Genomic DNA, 22,070 nt, shown 5'->3' with positions numbered 1-22,070 from the left:
TCCTTCACGAATATTCGCCTCTGTTGACGGCATCAATAAATTCGCGCACAGCCTTTGCGCATTCTTCCGGTTGCTCAAGCGGGAGAAAATGGGTCGTTTCCGGCAGGAAGTCGTAATCCACCGTCATAATATGGCTGAGGTCAATGGTCGGCAGATATGAATAGGGCAGGGTGGGATCGGCTCCGACAATTTTGGTCGGGCAAAGCATGGTGTCAAGGTCCACCAGTACGGAAAAACTCCTGACATACTCGATGATCTGCGCTTCATATTCTCGCGGACATCTGAGCTCGTAATCCTGCCCGTTCGAGGATTTGCGAAGTGTAGTCTGCGCCATCAGGTCAAAAATCCCGGGCATTACGCGGTGGAAGGCCGGCATGTAGCGAAGAAGCTCTGCGAAGTCTTCCGGCCTCTGGAATCTGGCGGAGCGTTTTCGCGTCATGGCGGCTACGTAGGCCGCAGCGGCATCGAATTCTTCCTCCGTAACATGAGGCGGCTTACATAGAGGAGGGTCGAACAGAATGCGTGCGACAAATTCCTTGCCCTGTCCAGGCGACATGAGGGTCGTCAATGCCGACAGGGAATGAAATACGCCAAATTTCGGTTTTTTCCCGTAGTGGTTGTCAATCCCTTCAAGAAGACGGGTCTGGTCACTAATGATGCTCGGCACATTATGCTCATTCTGGGTCCCGACCGCATTCCAGCCATGGTTCCTCAAATCATAGATGATCAGGTCGAAATCGTCGGCAAGCAATGACCAGAAGGGGTAATAAAGATCGATCGCCAAGCCGTTACCGTGACTCAGAACGAGTCGCTGCCCCTCCGGATACCCATGGCGCCGCAGCGTAATGATGGAGTTGTCCTCCATGAGGACATCGTCCGCGGAAACAGGGTCGGGTATTTCCCAGGCGGTTTCTAAGGTCATGATCCAATACCCGGTCTTCCGGCAAAGCCCTCGTTCAACGGAAACGATATTAACTCACATAGAAGGTACGCGAAAGCAAAGAACTTTCGGTACACCTCAGGCGATTGCAGCACATATTTTCCGCCGTATTGCTAACGAACAGGACTGGCAGGAGGGTTCGGGACTAATTCATGAGCTACCGCAGCCGCAAAACGGTCGTTGCCCAGATTGTCGAGCCGCCATCTGATTGTCGGCAGATGAGGAAACCTGAATATGCTCGTGCTCGCACCAAGATACATCTGCGGCGGAATTTCGAATCGTGACATATCCAGGGCAAAACCTGTTCCGAGCGCCTTGATCAATGCCTCCTTCATGGTCCAGAGTGCAAAGAACAGGTGGAATTTCCGATCTCCGGTTGCCGAAGCAAGTTCAGCTCGCTCCCTCGGAGCAAAGATCATTCTGATCTCTCCGTCAGGATCGTGACGGGCAACGCGTTCTTCCACGTCCACGCCAAGGCGCCCTGACGGCGCAAGCGCAATCAATCCGTGCCTGCCGCTATGGCTGACACTGAAACTGATAGACGCCGGCGCCCCGCGCAAGACAGCGAACGGCTTGCCGTGTCTGGAAGTATCGAATGCGAGCTGATCGTTTCTGCAGCCAAGCCGATCGCAAAGCACAGCACGCAGCGCCGCACGGCATAAGGCGGATTCCCGTCGGGGACGGGCATATCGATAACGGCGCAAACGCGCCTTTTCCGCCTCGTCAAGCCACGCCAGAGCGCATGCTTCACGCGCCGCATTGGGTGTCAGATCAACATGCAGGACAACTACATCGTCTATTCTATTGAAGGAATGCCACCAGCATTCGTCAATAGAGGGAGATGCCATGATTCCGTAGGGATCGAGCGTCTCACAGCCCGACGATTCTTGTATCCCTGCATGCCGCGTGCTCACCCCGACTGGGCATCGAGATATGCACCAAGGGCCCGCAAGCTGGTAATTTGCGCGAAGTCTTCAGGAGGAATCTCCACGTTGAACTTCTTGCCAACCAGTTTAATGAATGCAACCGCGTCCATTGAAGATACATCGGAGTCGCTGAGGCCGACGTCGAGATCGGCTGAACCCGATATGTTCAGGTTCTCATTGGCAAGTTCCTGGAGTCGATTTTCTGTTGCTGTCATGATCAGGTTGTTCTCCTGTTGTTATAGTGATCGTATGCACTCGTGTTTGAAAAACATGCCCGGGGCATGCCTTGGGTTTTGTGTAACCAGGAGAAAGAATTGGGACTGCACCTCCAGACTGTAGGCCCGGCTTTCTGCCCGGTTTCCCGGCGCCCTGATATCCATCCCGCAATTACACACGGGTTAGAGTATATGGAATGGATATTACAAAGACAAAAGCGTCGGCGGAAATATTTATTGCTGTGCGGGGCGCCATTCAGTATTTTCGCACTACTTCCTGCAAAATCAGTATTACGAGATGACTACGGACACGACAAACCCCCGCACAGGCGTTCGCTATCAGGCCGACGAATCGCCTCCGACCACGCTTTCCTTCGGCCTGGGCTTTCAACTCGCCGTGCTTTGCATAGCCGGCATCGTGTTTACTCCGATGATCGTTATCCGGGCCGCTGGAGGAACCGAGACCTTTTTATCCTGGGCGGTCTTTGCTGCGGTCATGATCAGCGGCATAACGACGATAATGCAAGCGGTCCGGTTCGGCCGGATCGGCGCAGGCTATGTGCTGCTGATGGGAACCTCCGGGGCTTTTATCGCCGTGTGTATCACGGCCCTTGTCGAGGGCGGTCCGGCCATGCTCGCCACCCTGGTCATTATCTCCTCGCTTTTCCAGTTCGCACTTGCGGCGCGCCTCTCGCTCTTCCGTAGAATTCTCACCCCGACCGTTACAGGGACCGTAGTCATGCTCATAGCGGTAACGGTCATGCCGATCATTTTCGACATGTTGCATGAGGTACCGGAGGGATCTCCCGAAATGGCGGCCCCGATGACCGCGCTTGCAACCATACTGTGCATTAGCGGCATTGCCCTGAAAGCGAAGGGCACCTTGCGACTCTGGGCGCCTGTCATCGGGGTTATCGCGGGTTCTGTAGTCGGCGGATTCTACGGGCTTTATGATACTGCCCGCATCGCAGAAGCTTCATGGATCGGTTTTCCGCAGAGCGGCTGGCCGGGCATGGATCTTTCGTTCGGTCCGGTTTTCTGGACCCTCCTTCCGGCATTCGTGTTCGTGACCCTGATCGGCGCCATCGAAACGGTTGGGGATGCCGTCGCCATTCAGCGTGTTTCCTGGCGTACCCCTCGGGCGGTGGATTTTCGTGCAGTGCAGGGTGCGGTGGCTGCGGACGGGTTTGGCAATTTGTTGTCCGGGCTTGCAGGGACTGTTCCGAACACGACCTATTCCACGAGCGTGGCGGTCACTGAACTTACAGGGGTGGGCGCGCGCAGGGTCGGCGTCGCTGTCGGGATACTATTTATTGTGCTGGCTTTTCTTCCCAAGGCAATTGCCGGGGTCCTGGCGATCCCGAGCCCGGTCGCCGCGGCGTATATCGCCGTCCTTCTGGCGATGCTATTCGTGGTCGGCATGAGAATTGTCGTTCAGGACGGGATCGATTATCGCAAGTCGCTTGTGGTCGGCGTCGCATTCTGGGCCGGTGTCGGCTTTCAGAACGGCGTGATATTTCCGGAATACTTCGCGGAGTTTGCAGGCGGCATTTTTCAGAACGGCATGACGGCAGGGGGGCTTGTGGCCATCCTCATGACCCTGTTCATGGAGTTGACGGAACGCCGGCCCAGCCGGATGGAGGCGGCATTCGACATATCCGCTTTACCGGAAATACGGAAGTTTCTTGTGACGTTCACGTCCCGCAGCGGCTGGGACAGGGCGATGGGAGAGCGCCTTGAAGCCGCTGCCGAGGAAACGTTGCTTACGCTTTTCGACCGGGACGAGGGGAAGGAAAAAGACGGGCAGCGGCGGCTTCTTCTGGCTGCGCGCAAGGAGAGCGACGAGGCGATTCTGGAGTTTGTCGCATCGTCCGGGGAGGAAAATCTTCAGGATCAGATGGCGCTGCTTGGCGAGCAAACCGCCGGGGCGCCGGTCGAGAGGGAAATTTCGCTGCGGTTGCTGCGGCATGTTGCCTCTTCGGTTCGCCATCAGATATATCATGATACCGATATCGTGACGGTCCATGTAAAAACCCCGTGATCCGCGTATGGCGATAGTATAGCTTACGTGCTCGAAGCCCATAATTTGCCATGGAAGCCCTGACGGAATCCTGGGTTGTTCAATTCCTGGGACGGCTGCATCCGTTGATGGTGCATTTCCCCATCGGCCTGCTCGTCGCTGCGTTTTTCATGGAATGGATGACGCTCGGCGGCAAACGCCCCGGCTTGCGTGAGGGGATTCGGTGGATGATCGGGATCGGTACGGGAAGTGCCGTGTTGGCAAGCCTTCTGGGATGGTTTCTCCTGAACACCGGCGCTTACGGTGGAAACACGGCCGTCTGGCATCAATGGTTTGGTATCGGAACCGCCGTACTGGCCTTGGCGGTTGCCTGGTTGCTGCGCCGGGCGGAGCGCACTGATCGCTCGGAACAGCCTGCCCGGCGTACCGCCTGGACGCATTACCGCATTGCTCTTTCGGTATGTCTGATTGGTATAGGCGTTACGGGGCATCTCGGGGCGCGCTTAACCCACGGTGCAGATTATCTGCGCGGCGCCTTCCCCTGGAACCGTCCGGAAAGCATGGCCGGTGAATTGCTCGCCGAATTTCGCACCGTCGACACGGGAGCGTACAGTTCCCAACAACTGGACCGAATCAACCTTGAAGTTCGAGCGCTGTTTGCACATCGGTGCTACAAGTGCCACGGCCCGGAAAAACAGGAGGGGGGACTGGTTCTCGATAACGAAGCCGGCGTCCGGGCCGGCGGCGAGTCGGGGCCGATCTTTGTCGCGGGAAACGCTGCGGGAAGCGAGATCATGCGCCGCCTGTCGCTTCCCCGGGATGACGAAGACGCCATGCCTCAGAAAGCCGAGGCATTGAGCCGCGACGAGATTGACCTCATTGGGCTCTGGATCGACTTGGGGGCGCCCTGGGCCGAAGGCGACGTGCGCATCTTTCCGGAAGCGGAGTTGGCGCTCGAAAAACCGGCTCTACCCCTTGGGAAAGACCTTGACCATCCTGTCGACCGGTTCGTGAACGCCTATTTCGAACAGGAAGGGGTCCGCTGGGCCAAACCCGTGGATGACCGCACGTTCGTCCGGCGGGCGTATCTGGACGCTATAGGCCTCTTGCCGACATCCGAACAGGCGGATGCGTTTATCCACGACAAAGACAGTAACAAACGCGAGAAACTGGTGAATAGCCTGCTTGGCCAACGGCATCCCTATGCCCAGCACTGGCTCAGTTTCTGGAACGACCTGTTGCGCAATGATTATTCCGGCACGGGATACATCACGGGGGGGCGCAAGCAAATTACCGACTGGCTCTACAATGCGCTCCTGACCAACCAATCCTATGATGAGATGGTGCGTGCCCTGCTCAGTCCTACGGAAGACTCCGAAGGGTTCATCCGGGGAATACAGTGGAGAGGCGTGGCCAACAACAGCCAGCGCATCGAAATGCAGGCGGCGCAAAACGTCTCGCAATCGCTTCTTGGGGTCAATCTCAAATGCGCCTCGTGTCATGACAGCTTTGTAAGCAACCTTACACTGGACGAGGCCTACGGCTTCGCCACGGTATTTGCCGATACGGTCCTGGAGGTGTTCCGCTGCGACCAGCCTACCGGGCGGATGTCGAGCCCGGCGTTTCTATATCCCGAACTGGGCATTGTAGAAGCAGAGACGGTTGAAGAACGCCTTGTTCAACTGGCCGATATCGTGGTGCAACCGGCCAACGGCCGCCTGTACCGAACCATTGCCAATCGACTCTGGGATCGGCTGCTCGGACGGGGAATCATCATGCCGGTGGATGAAATGGATCGGGCGCCATGGAGTCAGGAACTGCTCGACTGGCTTGCCGCTGATCTGGTTGATCACGGGACGGACCTGCAATATCTCATTGCACAGATCATGACTTCCCGGACGTACCAGTTGCCATCCACCCCGTCCGCCGAAGCACAGGACCTGCTGACGCATGCCTACCGTTTCCGCGGGCCGGTGCGCCGGCGGCTCTCCGCCGAGCAATTGACCGATGCGCTCAGCCAGACAATCGGACCATTCTACAGCGCGGTAGCCTACGATCCATTGGGTGAGGATATCGAGGCGCAGTGGATATGGCACCATGAACAGGAAGTGGATCGGGACGTGTTGCCCAAGCCGGGCAAACGGTATTTTCGGTATCCATTCCACCTGGAGCAGGAACATCGCAACGTGCTGGATGCACAGGCGCTTGTCTCTGTAGATGAAGCGTTTGTGTTGTATCTGAATGGAGAACGCGTGGCGGAAGGGAGGGACTGGCGTACCGTGCACCGGATCGATCTCACCGGGGTCTTCCGGGATGGGATCAATCTACTCGCTGTCGAAGGAGAAAACGGAGGCAGCCTGCCTAATCCGGCAGGTGTACTGCTCGACCTTCGCCTGACCTTTGCCGATAGTACCCGGCAGGCGATTTTTTCGAATGCCGAATGGAAAACCACCGATGAGTTACCCGGTGTTGGTTGGACAAGTGTAAACTATGACGACAGGGACTGGCAGCCTGCCCGCGCATACGGTCGGTTTGACCGGAGTTACTGGGGCCGGCCGGTGGATTTCCGGCACAATCCGGATCGGGAGCACCTGCCCTTTGCCCGCGCCTCGCTGGTAACGCTCGATCCCTTTCTTAAAGTGCTGGGACGGCCTACCCGTGAGAATGTCGTCACCCGTCGTGACGATCAGGCGACATTGTTGCAGGCGCTTGAGCTTAGCAACGGCGCTTTTTTCAACGAGGCTGTCTCTGCCGGGGCAGCAAGATGGCTGGGCGATTACGGGGATGATCCGCGAATGCTTGTGGAGCGCTTGTATCACAGCGCGCTCGGGCGTGCCCCCAGCCGCCGCGAAATGCGCACAGCCACAGCATTGCTGGGCGAACATCCCACTGAAGAAGAGGTACAGGATGTGTTATGGGCCGTGTTCATGTTACCGGATTTCCAGTTGATTTACTGATTTTCGATGACTACGCGCAGGGATTTTCTCAAGCAGATGCAGGCGGCGAGCCTTGCCGCCATGGCCGCTTCCGTACCAGCAGCCTCGTTTCTGAGCGGGTGTCGTTCCGAGGGGAGAGCGGAACAGCGAAATACGGCGACTGCGGATAGCGTTATCCTGCTCTGGATGGCCGGAGGCATGGCCCATACCGAGACGTTCGATCCGAAGCGGTTCGAGCCGTTCGAGCCGGGCATGGAGAGCAAGCGTATTCTGAGTACCTTCCCGGCCCTGCCGACAGTTGTCGACGGGGTCTCTTTCTCCGAGGGATTACAGGCTATCGGGGAGGTGATGGATCGCGGAAGCCTTTTACGCTCCTACCGGGCGGCGGACCTCGGCTTCATTCTGCATTCCCGGCACCAGTATCACTGGCATACCTGCTATGAGCCGCCGCAGTCCGTGCAGCTTCCTCATTTCGGGGCATGGATCGCCAAAGAACTGGGGCCCATAAATCCGGCTATCCCGCCGTTTATCGACATCGGGCAGCGATTCACCGTCGGGGAAGCCGAAGAATTGAAAGCTTTTCACACAGCAGGATTTCTCGGCAGCGAGTATGGTCCCTTTCTGATCCCTGATCCGGCCAGTGGGCTGGAGAGCGTTCGTCCCCCTGCCGGCATGACGAACGGGCGGTTCGAGCGGCGCCACGCCCTGTACCGCGATCTTGTCGAGAGTAGCCCGCTGGGCGAGCGGGGAAGCGACTACCAGAAAGAATCCCTGTTGCGCTCGATGGAACAGGCATATCGTCTCCTGCGCTCACCGGAAGCCCAGGCATTCAATCTCCATAACGAACCCCCGGAGCAGTATGCGGCCTATGACACCGGGCGGTTCGGGCTCGGCTGTTTACTGGCGAAGCGGCTGGTGCAGCATGGGGCCCGGTTTGTCAGCGTAACGACCGAATACGAACCGTTTCTGGGCTGGGATACGCACGAAAACGGCCATACCCGGCTGGTCAACATGAAACAGATGATCGACCGGCCTGTGGCGCAACTTGTCCGGGACCTGGACGAAAGCGGTCATCTCGACCGGACGCTCATCGTACTGGCCAGCGAATTCAGCCGGGACATGATGCAGGAGGGTCGCCCGGAGGCCAAGGTGAGGGATCAGGTGGAGGTGCCGGATACGGTGGAAACGATGAAGCACTATGGCATGCACCGTCATTTCACCGACGGCTGTTCAATACTTTTCTTCGGAGGCGGTGTCAAGCGGGGATTTGTCTACGGCCAAACCGCCGATGAACGTCCTTGCGTAACCGTCGGCGAGCCGGTCTACATCGACCAGATACACCAGACGATCTACCATGCGCTGGGTATCCCGCCGGAGACGCACTACGAAGTGGAGGGGCGCCCCATCTACACGACGCCTGAGGGATTGGGAGAGCCGGTGCTGGAATTGCTGGCGTAGGTGAAAGCGGCCCGGCTGAGCTGCCTGCCGGGCCGCTACCCCTATCCAGTACTCACTCGTCGTCGTCCATATCGGGGATGACGACAAATTCCGGATACGCCTCGATACCCAGTTCCGCCACATCCTGACCAAGCCCCTCGACAGACAAGGAGATACGGACCCCGATCGTTTTATCGATGGCTATCCATGTGAGCCAGGAAGCTCCGAACGCGAAAACGGCGACGGCGAGAATACCGACAAGTTGCACGCCTAAATTGCCGCCGGCTACAATGCAGACCGCAAGCGTTCCCCATATGCCCGAAAACAGGTGTGCAGGCACCGCGCCAACTACATCGTCGATCTTGAGGCGTTCCATAACCTTCAGCCCGATAACGCACAAGGCGCCGCCTATTGCGCCGATGACCACTGCCCATTGATGCGCGACGATATCGGGACCGGCCGTGATCGCCACCAGACCCGCGATGGCTCCGTTCAGGCTGGCAAGCAGGTCGACCCGCCCGAAAAGGGGGCGCGACAGAAAAATGGCGGCTATGAAGCCTGCGGCTCCCGCAAGGTTGGTGTTAGCAAGAATATTGCTGATTGCTACGGCATCGACCGCACCGCTCAGGGCCAGTTGCGATCCCCCGTTGAAACCGAACCAGCCGAGCCACAAGATGAACACACCCAGCGTCACAGCAGGCACATTGGACGGAGGGGTCATTTTGACGTCCCCATTCTTTCGGAACTTACCTCTTCGGGCGCCGACGATGAGTACGCCGGCAAGCGCCGCCCAGCCGCCGGTCGAGTGCACGATGGTCGATCCGGCAAAATCCTGGAAGCCCATTTCCGCAAGCCAGCCGCCGCCCCATGTCCAGGCCCCGATGATCGGGTAGATGACTGTCGTCAGCACGGCGATGAAGATGAAGAAGGACCACAATTTTACCCGCTCGGCCAGTGCGCCGGATACGATGGAAGCCGTCGTCCCCACAAACACCATCTGAAAGAACCAGTTCGACATGACCGAACTGCCATTTCCAATGACTTCGGAGGCTGCGTCGCCCTGTCCGTCAAGAAGAGCCATTTCATGTTCGGAGGTGCCGTAAAACAACTTCAAGGAGCCAAACCAATCGCCCGGTTCGACGCCCACATACATGATATTGTAACCAATCAGATAGAAAGTCAGCCCGGCGATTGAATAGAGGCCCACATTCTTCAGGCAAATCACGGAGGCGTTTTTGGTTCGTACGGAACCGGCCTCCAGCATGGTGAAGCCCGCGCACATCCACATCACCAGTGCACCCCAGACAAGGAAGGAAAAACTGTTCAGAACAAACTGGGCTTCTTCGCCGAGAGTGCTTTGCGCCTGTGCGGTGTAAACAGTGAAGAAGAAAATGGCTCCGAGGCCGCCCAGGCCGATGGCAAGCCGCCGTGCCATTTTACGAGAAATACCCAATTTATCGAGTTGCATTTCAGATTCCCCCGTTCGATTGATACTGGTTCTGCACTGCTATGGCCAACCCTTAATTAGTAAGAAAATCGGCCGGCTATTCTTTCGAAGGTACAAACAGGAAACGCCTGCCTGCAAGTACCGGAAAAAATATCTGTGAACCATGTGATGAGCGGAGTGAGGCAAAAACAAAAAAACCGGCACTCCCTGTTCGAGGAATACCGGTTTCTGTTGTAGCGGGGGCGGGATTTGAACCCGCGACCTCCGGGTTATGAGCCCGGTGAGCTACCAGCTGCTCCACCCCGCGATGGTATTATAAAGCAGTGTAGCCCGCAGGGTACGAATTTGTTCCGGCAAAGACAAGAAAGCAGCGATTCCCGCGTTACCTGCATGGGACAGGCGGTACCCGGAGTCTGGAATGCATCCGCTTTCTACGGTGCAGCATACGAAAAACGGGAACTGGAACCCCCCGATTCGGCAAACCGTAAGGCTCGTCGACACGTTGTTTCTACGCACTCAGTACACGCATGCCCTTTTCCTATTTTACCTCTGCAACATTCCAATTTCTCGAGGAATTGGCGGCAAATAACGACCGGGATTGGTTTCAGGCCAACAAGCCCCGCTATGAAGGAGACGTGAAGGAGCCGGCGCTGCAGTTCATTGCGGATTTTGCCCCGCACCTGCAGGAAATCAGCCCGCATTTCCGGGCCGATCCGAGAGCCAATGGCGGTTCGCTCTTCCGTATTTACCGGGACACGCGCTTTTCGAAGGACAAGAGCCCGTACAAGACCCACACGGGCATCCACTTTCGCCACGAGTCGGCCAAAGATGCGCACACCCCCGGTTTTTACCTCCATATCGAGCCGGGAGGATCCTTTGCCGGGTGCGGTATATGGCGCCCTGCCTCACCCGCATTGACCATGATCCGCCAGGCGATTACGGACGACCCGGATGCGTGGGCGCAGGCGCGGGACGATGCAGGATTCTGCGCAGCGTTCGAGTTGTCCGGCGATTCGTTGAAGAGAGCGCCACGAGGTATTGATCCGGATCATCCGATGATCGAAGACCTGAAGCGGAAGGATTTTATCGGGGTGACATCGCTTGGAAACGACGCAATTGTCTCGGACAGCTTCCTCGACGATTTTGCAGCGTTATGCCGGAGCGCATCGCCCTTTCAGCGCTGGTTGTGCGAGGCGCTGGGGGCAGCGTACTGAGGATACCAACCCTGAATTGTGGCAGTACCCGCTATCCGGTAACCGAAAACATCTTCAGGAGAAACAATGGATGCAACCGAAAATGGCGGCGCGGCCGAGGGGATAGTTCGTACCGAGGCCACGATAGTCATTGCCCTGGCCATTCTCGCAGCGCTCGCCGTAAAAATCCCGGCGCTGTTCGGCCTGTCGATGCACGAGGAAAATGCAGCGTTCTATGCACGTAACATCAGCCTTTTCGTGCTGCCGTTTCTCGCCGGGTATTTTGTGTGGAAGCGTACCCTTGGTGTCCGGAACTGCTTGTGGATAGCAGCGCCGTTTGCGGCGGCGGGCGTTTTCGTCAATGTGTTCCCGTTCGAGCCGGAAGCCGCTACCGAACTCCTGGCTGTGCTGCACCTGCCCATAGCGCTTTGGCTGGTCATCGGAATCGCTTATGCGGGAGGAGCGTGGGGCGATAGCGCCCGGCGCATGGATTTTGTCCGATTCTCCGGCGAGTTTTTCATTTACTATGTCCTGATTGCGCTGGGCGGCATCGTCCTGACGGCCCTGACCATGTTTATGTTCAACGCCATCGGCCTGGACCCTGAATGGTTCATGCAGAACTGGCTTATCCCTTGCGGGGCGCTTGGAGCCGTCCTCATAGCCGCCTGGCTGGTGGAAACGAAGCAGAGTATCATGGCGAACTTTGCGCCGCTGCTGACCCGCCTGTTCACGCCGCTTTTCGCGATCGTACTGCTTGTTTTTCTGGGTTCCATGCTATGGACGGGAAATAGCATCAATATGGAGCGCGAAGCCCTCATCGGATGCGACCTGCTGCTCGTGGTAGTTCTCGGCCTGCTTCTTTATGCCGTATCGGCGCGGGATCCCGACAAAAAGCCGGGCGCGTTCGACATCTTTCAACTGGTGCTTGTTGCCTCGGCGCTGATCGTGGACGTTGTGGCGCTGACGGCTATCGTGGCACGCATATCGGAATTCGGGTTCAGTCCGAACAAGGTGGCTGCGCTGGGCATGAACCTCATCCTGCTGGTCAATCTGGCCTGGTCATTCTGGCTGTATGTGCGATTCCTGCGGGGCGCCGGGTCCTTCACTGCCCTGGAGCGCTGGCAGACCGACTACCTCCCGGTGTATGCTCTGTGGGCGGGACTCGTCGTGATCGTGTTTCCGCCGCTGTTCGGGTATGTTTGATGCGCCCTGCGCGCTGATCCTCGCCGGGCTCCCGCAGCTTCTCTTCTTAACCACTTATTCGCCGCCGTTCCACTGCACAGGAACCGGGTATTTCCGAAATTGTACCGGACTGTTTTCTGCGCACTATCCCGGCCTGTGCCGGCCCCTTTCCATGGCGATTCTGCACCCGTTTCGCGCTCTTCGTCCCGTTCCCGACAAGGTGGCGGAGGTGGCTTCCGTGCCTTACGATGTCGTCGATACGGAGGAGGCCCGCGCTCTTGCCGAAGGCCGCCCGCTGAGCTTTCTGCACGTCGTCCGCCCGGAGATCGATCTGCCGTCGGGCGCCGACGAATATGCCCCGGAAACGTATGAACGCGGCGCCGCCAACCTGCGGGCATTCGCCGGAAACGGCGCCTCGGTGCAGGACGAGCCGTCCGTGTACATCTACCGTCTGGAAATGGACGGGCATACGCAAACCGGCGTATTCGGGTGTGTATCCGTGGAGGAATACGACAACGGGACGATCCTGAAACACGAAAAAACGCGCCCGAAAAAGGAGACAGACCGTGTCCGTCATATCGTGACGCAACAGGCGCATGCCGAGCCTGTCATGATGACCTATCGGAATGCGGATCGAATCGATGTTTTGGTCGCCTCCGAAACCGCTTCGGAGCCGCTCTACGATTTTATGGCGGAGGATGGCGTCCGCCACACGATCTGGAAAGCGGAGCAGCAGGAAGAACTGGTAGATGCCTTCGAGCGCGTCGAATACCTGTATATCGCGGACGGACACCACCGATGTGCCGCAGCATCGCGGGCGGCGGCGGAGATGCGCAAAGCATCTGCCGGACTGCCGGAGGCGGAATTTTTCCCGGCGGTGCTGTTTCCCATGAGCGAACTGCGCATTCTTGCCTATAACCGCATCGTACGAAAACTGCCTGTCCCCGCGGACGAGTTTCTGAATACGCTGGCTGCCCGATTTGACCTGTCTGTAGATTCCGGAGAGAAAACACCTGCCGAACCGGGCAGCGTATGCCTTTACCTGGGTGGACACTGGCATACGATCCAGCTTCCGCCAACGGAACGCACTGAGGTAGCGGACACCCTCGATGTGGCGCGGCTCAGCGAACATCTGCTGGAACCCGAGTTCGGCATTATGGATCAGCGACTGGATCCGAACATCGACTTCGTGGGAGGTATACGCGGTGCGGGCGAACTGGAACGTCTGGTCGACTCCGGACGGGCGAAACTGGCCATTTCCATGTATCCGACCAGTGTGGAGGAACTCCTTGCCGTATCGAATGCGGGCCTCCTTATGCCGCCGAAGTCCACATGGTTCGAACCGAAACTCCGCAGCGGGCTGCTGGTGCATCTGTTCGACCAGGACTGAATCTCTCTCGTTCTCTTGCCGTAGCACTGTTTTTCCGAAGGCTACGGCCCCTTGATAATCTCTTCGCCTGTATCCCGCCATGCGCTTGCATAATTTTTCCGCCGGCCCCGCGGCGCTTCCGGAGGCCGTACTACTGGAAATGAAAGAAGAATTCCCGGTATACGGGGAGCTTGGCGCCTCTGTCCTTGAGATCAGTCACCGTTCGGCGGCCTATACGCAGATCGAACAGGATGCCAAAGAGCGTGTACGGCGCCTCCTGAACATCGGCAGCGAATGGCATGTGCTCTTCCTGCAAGGAGGGGCGTCCATGCAGTTTCACCAGATACCGATGAATTTCCGGGAGGAGGGGACTTCAGCGGATTATGTAGTGACGGGGCGCTGGGCGGTGAATGCACTGAAAGAAGCCCAGCGTACGGGCAAGGCGCGGCCAGCAGCGTCGAGCGAGGACCAGAATTTCGCGTATATCCCGGATGCAAACGCATGGGATGTTCATCCCGAGGCGGCATACCTGCATATGACCTCGAACAACACGGTAGTCGGCACGCAGTTCACGGAAGTCCCGCAGGTCGACCCGCCCATCGTGTGCGATGCGTCCAGCGATTTTCTGAGCCGCCCGATCGACATGGCGAATTATGCGCTGATCTATGCGGGGGCGCAAAAGAATATCGGCCCGGCAGGCGCCACCGTCGTATTGGTGCACGACCGTTTTCTGCAACGCCGCAACAAGTCGCTTCCCGTTATTCTGGATTACGGGATACACGCAGCGAAGTTGTACAATACGCCCCCCGTGTTCGCCGTGTACCTCATAGGCAAGGTACTGGCATGGCTGGAAGCGCAGGGGGGGCTTGCAGCTATTGAAAAGATCAACGAGCGCAAGGCCGACAAACTGTATGCCCGGATCGACCGGACGGATTTCTACCGGGGGACAGCGCACAAAGACGCCCGCTCGCGGATGAATGTGACGTTCCGCCTGCCCTCGGAAGCCCTGGAAGCGCGCTTTCTCTCCGAAGCGCACGGGCGAGGATTGCTGGCATTGAAAGGACACCGATCCGTGGGGGGGATGCGCGCCTCTTTATACAATGCCTGCCCGGAAGAATCCGTGGATGCACTCATTGCCTTTATGGACGATTTCGAGAGAGAACGCGGGTGATATACGGTGGTCTTTGTATATTCGGGTTGTCTCATGCGCAGGAGCATATCGCTCGCACGGCCTGCATGACAGAATCTTTATTCGGGGGCGTATGGCGTTAACCATTGGTGTTCCAAAGGAGACCGCCGCCGGCGAACGGCGTGTGGCTGTCGTTCCCGATATAGTTCAAAAACTTGTAAGTCAAGGATTCGGGACCATTGTGGAAGCGGGGGCCGGCGAGGCGGCATACTTTACCGATGATGCATTTCGGGAGGCTGGTGCGCGTATAGGCACATGCAGCGATGCGCTCGGCGCCGACATCGTCCTGAAAGTGAGCCCCCCCCTGGAGTCCGAAATCGGGAAAATGAAGTCCGGCAGCGTCTTTTTAGGGTTGCTGGATCCGCTGGGCAGACCTGCATTATCCCTGCAATTGGCCAATCGCTCCGTGACGGCGCTCGGCATGGAGTTAGTGCCGCGTATTTCCCGAGCGCAAAAGATGGATGCCCTCTCCGCCATGAGCGGGGTAGCCGGGTATGAAGCCGTGTTGCAGGCCGCCGCAGCGTTACCCCGGTTTTTTCCCCTGATGACGACGGCGGCAGGTACCGTGAAGCCGGCGAATGTGCTGGTGTTGGGGGCAGGTGTTGCGGGACTGCAGGCCATCGCTACGGCAAGGCGGCTCGGAGCACGTGTGTCCGCCTACGATATCCGCGATGCAGCACAGGAGGAAGTTCGCAGCCTTGGCGCCAGGTTCGTGGAATTGGCTTTTGAAACGCAAGAGGATGCCGATACGGGCGGATATGCTACGGCATTGACCGAAGAAAAAGCGGCGCAGCAAACCGCCCTGCTGGTTCCGCACATCGCAGCGGCGGATGTGGTGATCTCGACGGCGCTGGTGCCGGGACGACCTGCGCCCATCCTCGTCACCGACGAAGCATTGCAAGCTATGAAACCGGGCTCCGTGGTGGTCGATCTCGCAGCGCCGGGCGGGGGTAACTGCACAGCTACGAAACCCGGAGAAACCGTTACAGTGCATGGCGTACGTATTCTGGGGCCACTCGACCTGCCGTCGAAATCGCCTGTTGATGCAAGTACCATGTACGCCCGCACGCTCCTTGCTGTCCTAACGGAATTTTTCGACAGCGAAACGTTCCGCCCGGATTTCGAGGACGAGATTTTCAAGGATATGTGCGTGACGCACGAAGGACAGGTCGTGCACGAACACGTACGCGCCCTGCTCGACACATAGCGTATCCTGTAAACGTTTTGCACCATACCATGTATTTCCAGTCCGGTTCATCCTGATGCTGAGCAATCTCGTCATATTCATTCTGGCAGCATTCATCGGGTTCGAGGTGATCAGCAAGGTACCGCAAACCCTGCATACACCGCTCATGTCCGGCACGAATGCTATCAGCGGTATTACCATTGTCGGAGCTCTTGTAGCGACGGGCATGATCGAGAGCCCCTGGGCCAAGTGGATCGGATTTGCGGCGCTTATCGTCGCCACGATCAATGTGGTCGGAGGTTTTCTCGTCACGGATCGGATGCTGCAAATGTTCAAGCCGAAGCAGCGCGATAGCAAGGAACCTTCCAGTAACGCCGCCTGACGCCTCGCTACCATGCAGAACGTTATCCTGTTGGCTTATCTCGGCGCTGCCGTGCTCTTCATTCTGGGCATGAAACGGCTGCAGTCCCCGGCTACGGCCCGCAGAGGAAATCGGCTTGCGGCCATCGGCATGTTGATTGCCGTCGCAGCGACACTGTTGTTGCAGCGAATTCTTTCCCCGGTGGAGATGATTGGCGGGTTTGTGGTCGGCGCTGCCGTGGGCATGTTGCTGGCGCGGCGGGTGGCCATGACGAGCATGCCGGAGCTGGTTGCGGTATTCAACGGTTTCGGGGGATTGGCGTCCGCACTCGTGGCAGGCGGAGAAATCGCGCGCTACCTGTCCGGTGGGGCTGGAGAAGGTGCGGTAGCCCGAACGGTCCAATCCGTGGCGGCACTGGCGCCGCTCGACGTACCGGCGGCGATCACCGTCGTACTGTGTATTCTGATCGGCACGATTACGTTTTCCGGAAGTTTTGTCGCCTTCGGCAAGCTGGGCGGGCACCTGAGCGGCAATCCCGTTTCGTTTCCGGGTATGCGCGTGCTTACCGTACTGGTGACCCTCGGTGCGCTCGGGGCAGGCGGATACCTGATCTACGGAGCAGGCGGCTCGTTTGCAGCGATGGATATGCAAGCCATCATGTGGGGGGCACTGGTTCTTGGCTTCCTTTCGCTGGTATTGGGCATTCTCCTCGTCATCCCCATCGGGGGGGCGGACATGCCCGTCGTCGTAGCGCTTCTGAATGCCTACTCGGGGCTTGCTGCAGCGGCCACCGGGTTCATGCTCGACAACACGGCGCTTATTGTAAGCGGCGCTCTGGTCGGCGCATCAGGACTTATTCTGACCTCCATTATGTGCGAAGCAATGAACCGGTCGTTGCTGAACGTACTACTGGGTGGTTTCGGCGGCGACAGCGATGGAAGCGGTCCGGCGGTGGAAGGCGCCCGGCCCGACCTTACGGTGCAGGAAACGTCGGTCGAAGATGTGGCCATTCAGTTGACGTATGCCGAACAGGTGATCGTGGTGCCCGGCTACGGTATGGCTGTAGCCCAGGCGCAGCATCAGGTTCGCGAATTGTCGGATATGCTGCAAGCTCAGGGCGTTACCGTGAAATATGCTATTCATCCGGTGGCCGGTCGCATGCCCGGACATATGAATGTATTGCTTGCAGAGGCGGACGTACCGTACGACCAGCTTTACGAAATGGACGATATCAATAGCGAATTCGGGATGACGGATGTGTCGCTCGTGATCGGCGCCAACGATGTGGTCAATCCGGCAGCCCGTACGGACAAGACCAGCCCCATCTATGGCATGCCCATTCTGGATGTGGATCGCTCCGGCACGGTGGTTGTGCTCAAACGCAGTCTGCGTCCCGGCTATTCCGGCATCGATAACATGCTGTTCTATCACGACAACACCCGCATGCTGTTCGGGGATGCGAAAGAATCGCTGGCCAAACTCGTGGCCGCCGTAAAAAACCTGTAGGCGGCGCCACTGCAGGCAGGGTATCACGAAGATTCGTGATTCAGATAGTCACCTCCCCAACATCTTTCGGCTGCTTCCTCCTTACAATCCGGCCACTCAGCCAGCCTGTTCCTACACACGTCAGCGTCCCGATTGCGCCGAAAAGCAAGCCATTGATCGACGTGAAAAAGGTACAGTAAGCGAGGGCAGCGACAGAAGCCAGGGCGCCGATCCACGCATGTAAGGCAGTGGTTCGACGGGTGAAGATGCCCAGAATAAACAGGCCTCCGAGGGTGCCGAGGAAAAGACCGGTGATATCCAGAAACAGGCTCCAGAGCGCCCGCAGATCAAGGGTGCTGATGAGCATGGCGCTAACTGTACCGAGGACACCGAGAATGAATACAATCCACCGGGCAAGGCTGAGCCACTGTTTCTCTTCCCGATCCGGCTGGAAACGCTTGAAAAAGTCGGTGGTGACCGCAGTAGTGATGGAATGAATCGAAGAATCGAGGCTGGACATGGAAGCGGCAAAAACCCCGGCAATGACCAGGCCGCCCAGACCGGCAGGCATTTCCTGGACGATAAACCAGGGTAGCAGTTGATCGGGTCTTTCGAGGGGGATGAGTTGCTCCGGAAAGTTCTGATAAAAGACAAACAGCGCCGTACCGAGGAAGAAGAACAGGATGGATGCCGGCACGGCAAACAAAGCGCCTGTCCAGATGGCGCTGCGCGCGGATTGCTCGGTTGCGGTGGTCATATACCGTTGCACCACTGCCTGATCCGTGGTGTAGGGCAGCAGGTTTGTAAAGACCATCCCGAGAAGAATAACGAATAGCGAATCACTGTACAGGTCCCAGCCGGGATTGACCAGGTTCCACTTGTCGTGCTCTGCCGCTTCCGTGATGATTTGCCCAAAGCCCCCGGGAATATCTGCAACGATGATGCCCAGTGCAGCGAGTGCCCCGCCGAACAGCACCACGACCTGAATCACATCGGTCCAGACAACGGCTTCCATCCCGCCCAGCACCGTGTAGAGCGTACTTAATAACCCCATAAGAGCGATGCACAGAAAGAGATGCAAGCCCGTCACAGCGCTTAGCGCCAGGGCCGGCAGGAGCAGGACGATGCCCATTCTTCCCAGTTGAAACAGGATGAACGAAGCGGAGCCGAGCAGGCGCAATGAGGTGTCAAAACGATTTTCGAGGTATTCATAGACGCTTGTGACGCGAAGTTTTCGGTAAAAAGGCAGGAAAAAGAAGATGACGATCGGTGCAATGAGGGGGATACCCATATTGACCAGGAAGCGGGTCCAGTCGCTGGCGTAGGCCGTTGCAGGAATAGAGAGATAAGTGATGGCGGAGAGCATGGTGGCAAAGATGCTCAGGCCTGCCGCCCACCACGGCATTCGTCCACCGGCGAGGAAGAAATCCTGCGCCGTACCGGCTCGCCGCGAAAAGTAAATGCCCATGGCAACGAGCAGAGCGAGGTAAACACCCAGTACAATGCTGTTTGTGAGGCCAAAAGAGCTGACTTCCTGCACCAGACCGGTGTTCAGAAAAGATGTCAAGGCTTCATGGTTCATCACGAGGGGCGTTCCAGATCAACGTTTTTGAAGATAGCCAGCGCCCTGACGTCTTCGTAAAGGGACTTTTTCTGCTCGGCGGAAAGCGGCATGAGCGGCAGCCTGACTTCGCCGCAATCGATGCCGCGCATGGCCATGATAGCTTTGCCGGCCTGGATTACGCCGTGTTTGAGCAGCACCTCTACAAGGGCTACTGCGTGGTCGGCAAAGCGCTGAGCCGTTTCCATATCTCCCTTTTTAAATGCTTCCATCATACCCGCAGAATTTTGGGCGGCGTAGTTGTACGTGCTGCCTACGGCTGCTTCGGCTCCCATCGCCAGGGCGCCTAACAGCATTTCATCCGAACCGAAAAACATCGTATACCGGCCGGATTCCATCGTTGTACAGCGGTGGAATTGCATCAGATCGCTTGCCGAAAACTTGACACCCGATAGGGTAGGTATGTGCTTGCTCCCGGCATGCAGAAATTCAGGCACGGCCAGATTAAGGCCGGTTATGGAGGGAATGTGGTAGTAGAAAAAGGGCAGGGCCGGTGCTGCTTCCGCCACCGATGCGCAATACGATACCAGGCTATCGATGGAGGCCGGCTTGAAAAACGAAGGGGCAAGCGCTGCGATACTGTGTGCCTGAATCGATTGGGCGTGCTCGGCCAGTTTGCGTGCTTCATATACGCTATTGTGCCCTACATGCACGATGACGACCAATTCGTCGCCGGCATTGGCAACCCATTGTTCTGCCAGCAGCATGCGTTCATCAACGGTCAAAGAGGCGCCTTCTCCCGTGGTACCGCAAATAAAAACACCGGCAACTTCTTCTTTTTGCAGATGCTGGACCATGTCCGGGATGATACCGGAATGTATGCTGCCATCCGGGTGCATAGGGGTGTACGGAGCGGCGATCAGGCCGGTGAGTTTTTCCATATCGGGCAATTCTATTCCTGGATGGAGTGCAATGTGGAGCGGCAACACCGCATGGCGGGAAAACAGGCCCCGCCGAGCGCCGCTGCATAGTATGAACAGGCTTTAGTATAGGTCAATGGTAGCGTCATTCCCGGAACGCAATACTTCCATGACCGGATGAAGCACATCCCAGACGTTTTCCGCGACGATCCGATGCCCGGATTCGTTCGGATGAATGCCGTCCATCTGCATGAGAGAATCCACGCCTCCTACACCCTCGAGAAGAAAAGGAATCAGGTGAGTATTCTCCGCGCTGGTCAGGGTCGGATAGATTTTCCGGAAGGCCCGGGTGTAGTCCTGTCCGAGATTGGGTGGAATTTGCATACCGGCAAGGATAATCTCCATGTCCGGGTTCGCGTTGCGCGCCTTATCGATAATTGCCTGCAGGTTGTTCTGCGTAACCTCGACCGGAATACCCCGTAAACCATCATTGCCTCCTAACTCCAGCACAAGGACGCTCACAGGATACTGTTGCAGATACCAGTCTATGCGCCGCAGACCTCCCGCACTCGTTTCTCCACTCAGTCCGGCATTGACCGCCTGCACATTCCAGCCCAGGGAATCCATGCGATGTTGCAGGAGAGCAGGAAAGGCGCTTGCGGGGTCGACCCCTGCTCCCGCCGAAAGACTATTGCCCAGAAAGAGAATAATCGTATCCGCCTGTTCCGCATCTTCCTGGAGCTCTGCGCCCGGGTTATCGTTTCGCTCCATCACAGGGGGGAGGTTTCCCCTGTCCGGAGCAGCCGTTTCGGTTTCCGTGTTCCGGGACCCGCAGGCCAGGCACAGAACAGGAATGCACGCAAGCAGGTATAGTTTGCCGATTTTCACGTATCGTGAGCAATGCCCTTGCATGGATGCAAGGCATACATAAACAAAACAGGACCTATTTCCAGCAAACCCGCAGGAAGGAGCGCCTGTTTCAGAGAAATTTCAATGGATTCCATCCTTTCCGTCCGCAACCTTACCAAGACCTACCAGAGCGGCAACCGGTTGCTGACGGTGCTGCATGACGTATCCTTCGACTTGCATCGGGGGGAGACATGCGCAGTGGTTGGCCCCTCCGGTTCCGGCAAGACCACGTTACTGGGCTTGTGCGCCGGGTTGGACCGGGCCACTTCGGGCAATGTAGATTTATCCGGCAGCCGCCTTGACACCATGTCGGAGGATGCGCTGGCGAAGCTTCGGAACCGGGAAGTCGGATTCATTTTCCAGACATTCCAGTTGATTCCTACGCTGACGGCGCTTGAAAATGTAATGGTTCCGGCAGAGTTGCGCGGCCACAAGGGGGCCTATGAGCGGGCAAGTGAACTGCTCGACCAGGTAGGGCTCGGGGAGCGGATGTCGCATTATCCTGCACAGTTATCCGGAGGCGAACAGCAACGCGTATCTATTGCCCGGGCGTTTGTAAACCGGCCGGCAATGCTGTTTGCCGACGAACCGACCGGCAACCTGGATACGGATACGGGTGCTACCATCGAGGAACTTGTTTTCGAGATAAACGAGACCGCCGGAACGGCTTTGCTACTTGTGACACACAACCATGAACTGGCGCAGCGCACGGGCCGCATCATCCGGCTTCGCGGCGGAAACATAGCCTCGGATACTTTGACGCGAGCCTGACCGGTCCCCTGTAAACCTGAGCG

18 protein-coding genes and 1 tRNA gene are annotated in these 22,070 nt (G+C 57.6%); 11 read left to right on the top strand and 8 right to left on the bottom strand.

Annotated features, from left to right (window positions below):
• Positions 1-4: 4 nt before the first annotated feature.
• The 3 genes from F4Y00_08710 to F4Y00_08700 form a co-directional block, all read right to left on the bottom strand.
• Complete coding sequence (locus tag F4Y00_08710; protein MYE05033.1) at positions 5-922, bottom strand: alpha/beta hydrolase; 918 nt, start codon at positions 920-922, stop codon at positions 5-7.
• Between the two features lie 131 nt (positions 923-1,053).
• A complete protein-coding gene (locus F4Y00_08705; GenBank protein ID MYE05032.1) occupies positions 1,054-1,788 on the bottom strand; it encodes a 4'-phosphopantetheinyl transferase superfamily protein in 735 nt (244 codons plus the stop codon).
• Between the two features lie 62 nt (positions 1,789-1,850).
• Entirely contained in the window at positions 1,851-2,081 is a 231-nt protein-coding gene (locus F4Y00_08700; protein MYE05031.1) for an acyl carrier protein, read from the bottom strand.
• Between the two features lie 298 nt (positions 2,082-2,379).
• Between F4Y00_08700 and F4Y00_08695 the strand changes: the two genes are divergently transcribed.
• The 3 genes from F4Y00_08695 to F4Y00_08685 are packed head-to-tail and all read left to right on the top strand — an operon-like array spanning position 2,380 to position 8,495.
• Positions 2,380-4,122 carry a hypothetical protein gene (locus tag F4Y00_08695; GenBank protein ID MYE05030.1) on the top strand — a complete coding sequence of 581 codons (1,743 nt, stop codon included), beginning with the start codon at positions 2,380-2,382 and terminating at the stop codon, positions 4,120-4,122.
• Between the two features lie 50 nt (positions 4,123-4,172).
• On the top strand, positions 4,173-7,058 hold the full coding sequence (locus tag F4Y00_08690; protein ID MYE05029.1) for a DUF1549 domain-containing protein: 2,886 nt from the start codon (positions 4,173-4,175) through the stop codon (positions 7,056-7,058).
• A 60-nt stretch (positions 7,059-7,118) separates the two neighbouring features.
• Complete coding sequence (locus F4Y00_08685; protein MYE05028.1) at positions 7,119-8,495, top strand: DUF1501 domain-containing protein; 1,377 nt, start codon at positions 7,119-7,121, stop codon at positions 8,493-8,495.
• 52 nt (positions 8,496-8,547) lie between these two features.
• On the opposite strand, the gene F4Y00_08680 is transcribed toward F4Y00_08685, so the two are convergent.
• Positions 8,548-9,942: an ammonium transporter gene (locus F4Y00_08680; protein MYE05027.1), complete on the bottom strand. Its 1,395-nt coding sequence runs from the start codon at positions 9,940-9,942 to the stop codon at positions 8,548-8,550.
• A gap of 213 nt (positions 9,943-10,155) precedes the next feature.
• Positions 10,156-10,228, bottom strand: a tRNA-Met gene (locus F4Y00_08675).
• Positions 10,229-10,448: 220 nt separating this feature from the next.
• Between F4Y00_08675 and F4Y00_08670 the strand changes: the two genes are divergently transcribed.
• The 7 genes from F4Y00_08670 (at position 10,449) to F4Y00_08640 (ending at position 17,907) form a co-directional block, all read left to right on the top strand.
• Entirely contained in the window at positions 10,449-11,135 is a 687-nt protein-coding gene (locus F4Y00_08670; protein ID MYE05026.1) for a DUF2461 domain-containing protein, read from the top strand.
• Between the two features lie 66 nt (positions 11,136-11,201).
• Positions 11,202-12,317: a DUF4153 domain-containing protein gene (locus tag F4Y00_08665; protein MYE05025.1), complete on the top strand. Its 1,116-nt coding sequence runs from the start codon at positions 11,202-11,204 to the stop codon at positions 12,315-12,317.
• Between the two features lie 151 nt (positions 12,318-12,468).
• A complete protein-coding gene (locus tag F4Y00_08660; GenBank protein MYE05024.1) occupies positions 12,469-13,686 on the top strand; it encodes a DUF1015 domain-containing protein in 1,218 nt (405 codons plus the stop codon).
• A gap of 79 nt (positions 13,687-13,765) precedes the next feature.
• On the top strand, positions 13,766-14,836 hold the full coding sequence (gene serC, locus F4Y00_08655; protein ID MYE05023.1) for a 3-phosphoserine/phosphohydroxythreonine transaminase: 1,071 nt from the start codon (positions 13,766-13,768) through the stop codon (positions 14,834-14,836).
• A gap of 91 nt (positions 14,837-14,927) precedes the next feature.
• Complete coding sequence (locus F4Y00_08650) at positions 14,928-16,061, top strand: Re/Si-specific NAD(P)(+) transhydrogenase subunit alpha (GenBank protein MYE05022.1); 1,134 nt, start codon at positions 14,928-14,930, stop codon at positions 16,059-16,061.
• 55 nt (positions 16,062-16,116) lie between these two features.
• The gene (locus F4Y00_08645; GenBank protein MYE05021.1) at positions 16,117-16,422 is read left to right on the top strand and encodes an NAD(P) transhydrogenase subunit alpha; all 306 of its coding nucleotides are present in this window, start codon (positions 16,117-16,119) and stop codon (positions 16,420-16,422) included.
• Between the two features lie 12 nt (positions 16,423-16,434).
• A complete protein-coding gene (locus tag F4Y00_08640) occupies positions 16,435-17,907 on the top strand; it encodes an NAD(P)(+) transhydrogenase (Re/Si-specific) subunit beta (GenBank protein ID MYE05020.1) in 1,473 nt (490 codons plus the stop codon).
• Between the two features lie 40 nt (positions 17,908-17,947).
• On the opposite strand, the gene F4Y00_08635 is transcribed toward F4Y00_08640, so the two are convergent.
• The 3 genes from F4Y00_08635 to F4Y00_08625 form a co-directional block, all read right to left on the bottom strand.
• A complete protein-coding gene (locus F4Y00_08635) occupies positions 17,948-19,468 on the bottom strand; it encodes a sodium/solute symporter (protein MYE05019.1) in 1,521 nt (506 codons plus the stop codon).
• Complete coding sequence (locus F4Y00_08630; protein ID MYE05018.1) at positions 19,468-20,388, bottom strand: dihydrodipicolinate synthetase; 921 nt, start codon at positions 20,386-20,388, stop codon at positions 19,468-19,470. The genes F4Y00_08635 and F4Y00_08630 overlap by 1 nt, the downstream gene beginning before the upstream one ends.
• Positions 20,389-20,490: 102 nt before the next feature.
• Positions 20,491-21,279, bottom strand: a complete 789-nt coding sequence (locus tag F4Y00_08625; GenBank protein MYE05017.1) for an arylesterase — start codon at positions 21,277-21,279, stop codon at positions 20,491-20,493.
• 90 nt (positions 21,280-21,369) lie between these two features.
• Here F4Y00_08625 and F4Y00_08620 point away from each other — a divergent pair, with 90 nt between their 5' ends.
• Complete coding sequence (locus F4Y00_08620) at positions 21,370-22,047, top strand: ABC transporter ATP-binding protein (GenBank protein ID MYE05016.1); 678 nt, start codon at positions 21,370-21,372, stop codon at positions 22,045-22,047.
• The last annotated feature ends 23 nt before the right edge of the window (positions 22,048-22,070 follow it).

This window comes from Bacteroidetes bacterium SB0662_bin_6 (genome assembly GCA_009839485.1).
In the GTDB taxonomy this organism is placed as follows: Bacteria; Bacteroidota; Rhodothermia; order Rhodothermales; family VXPQ01; genus VXPQ01.
Note: the sequence above shows the minus strand (reverse complement) of the source record. Positions and strands in the feature narration are given on the sequence as shown.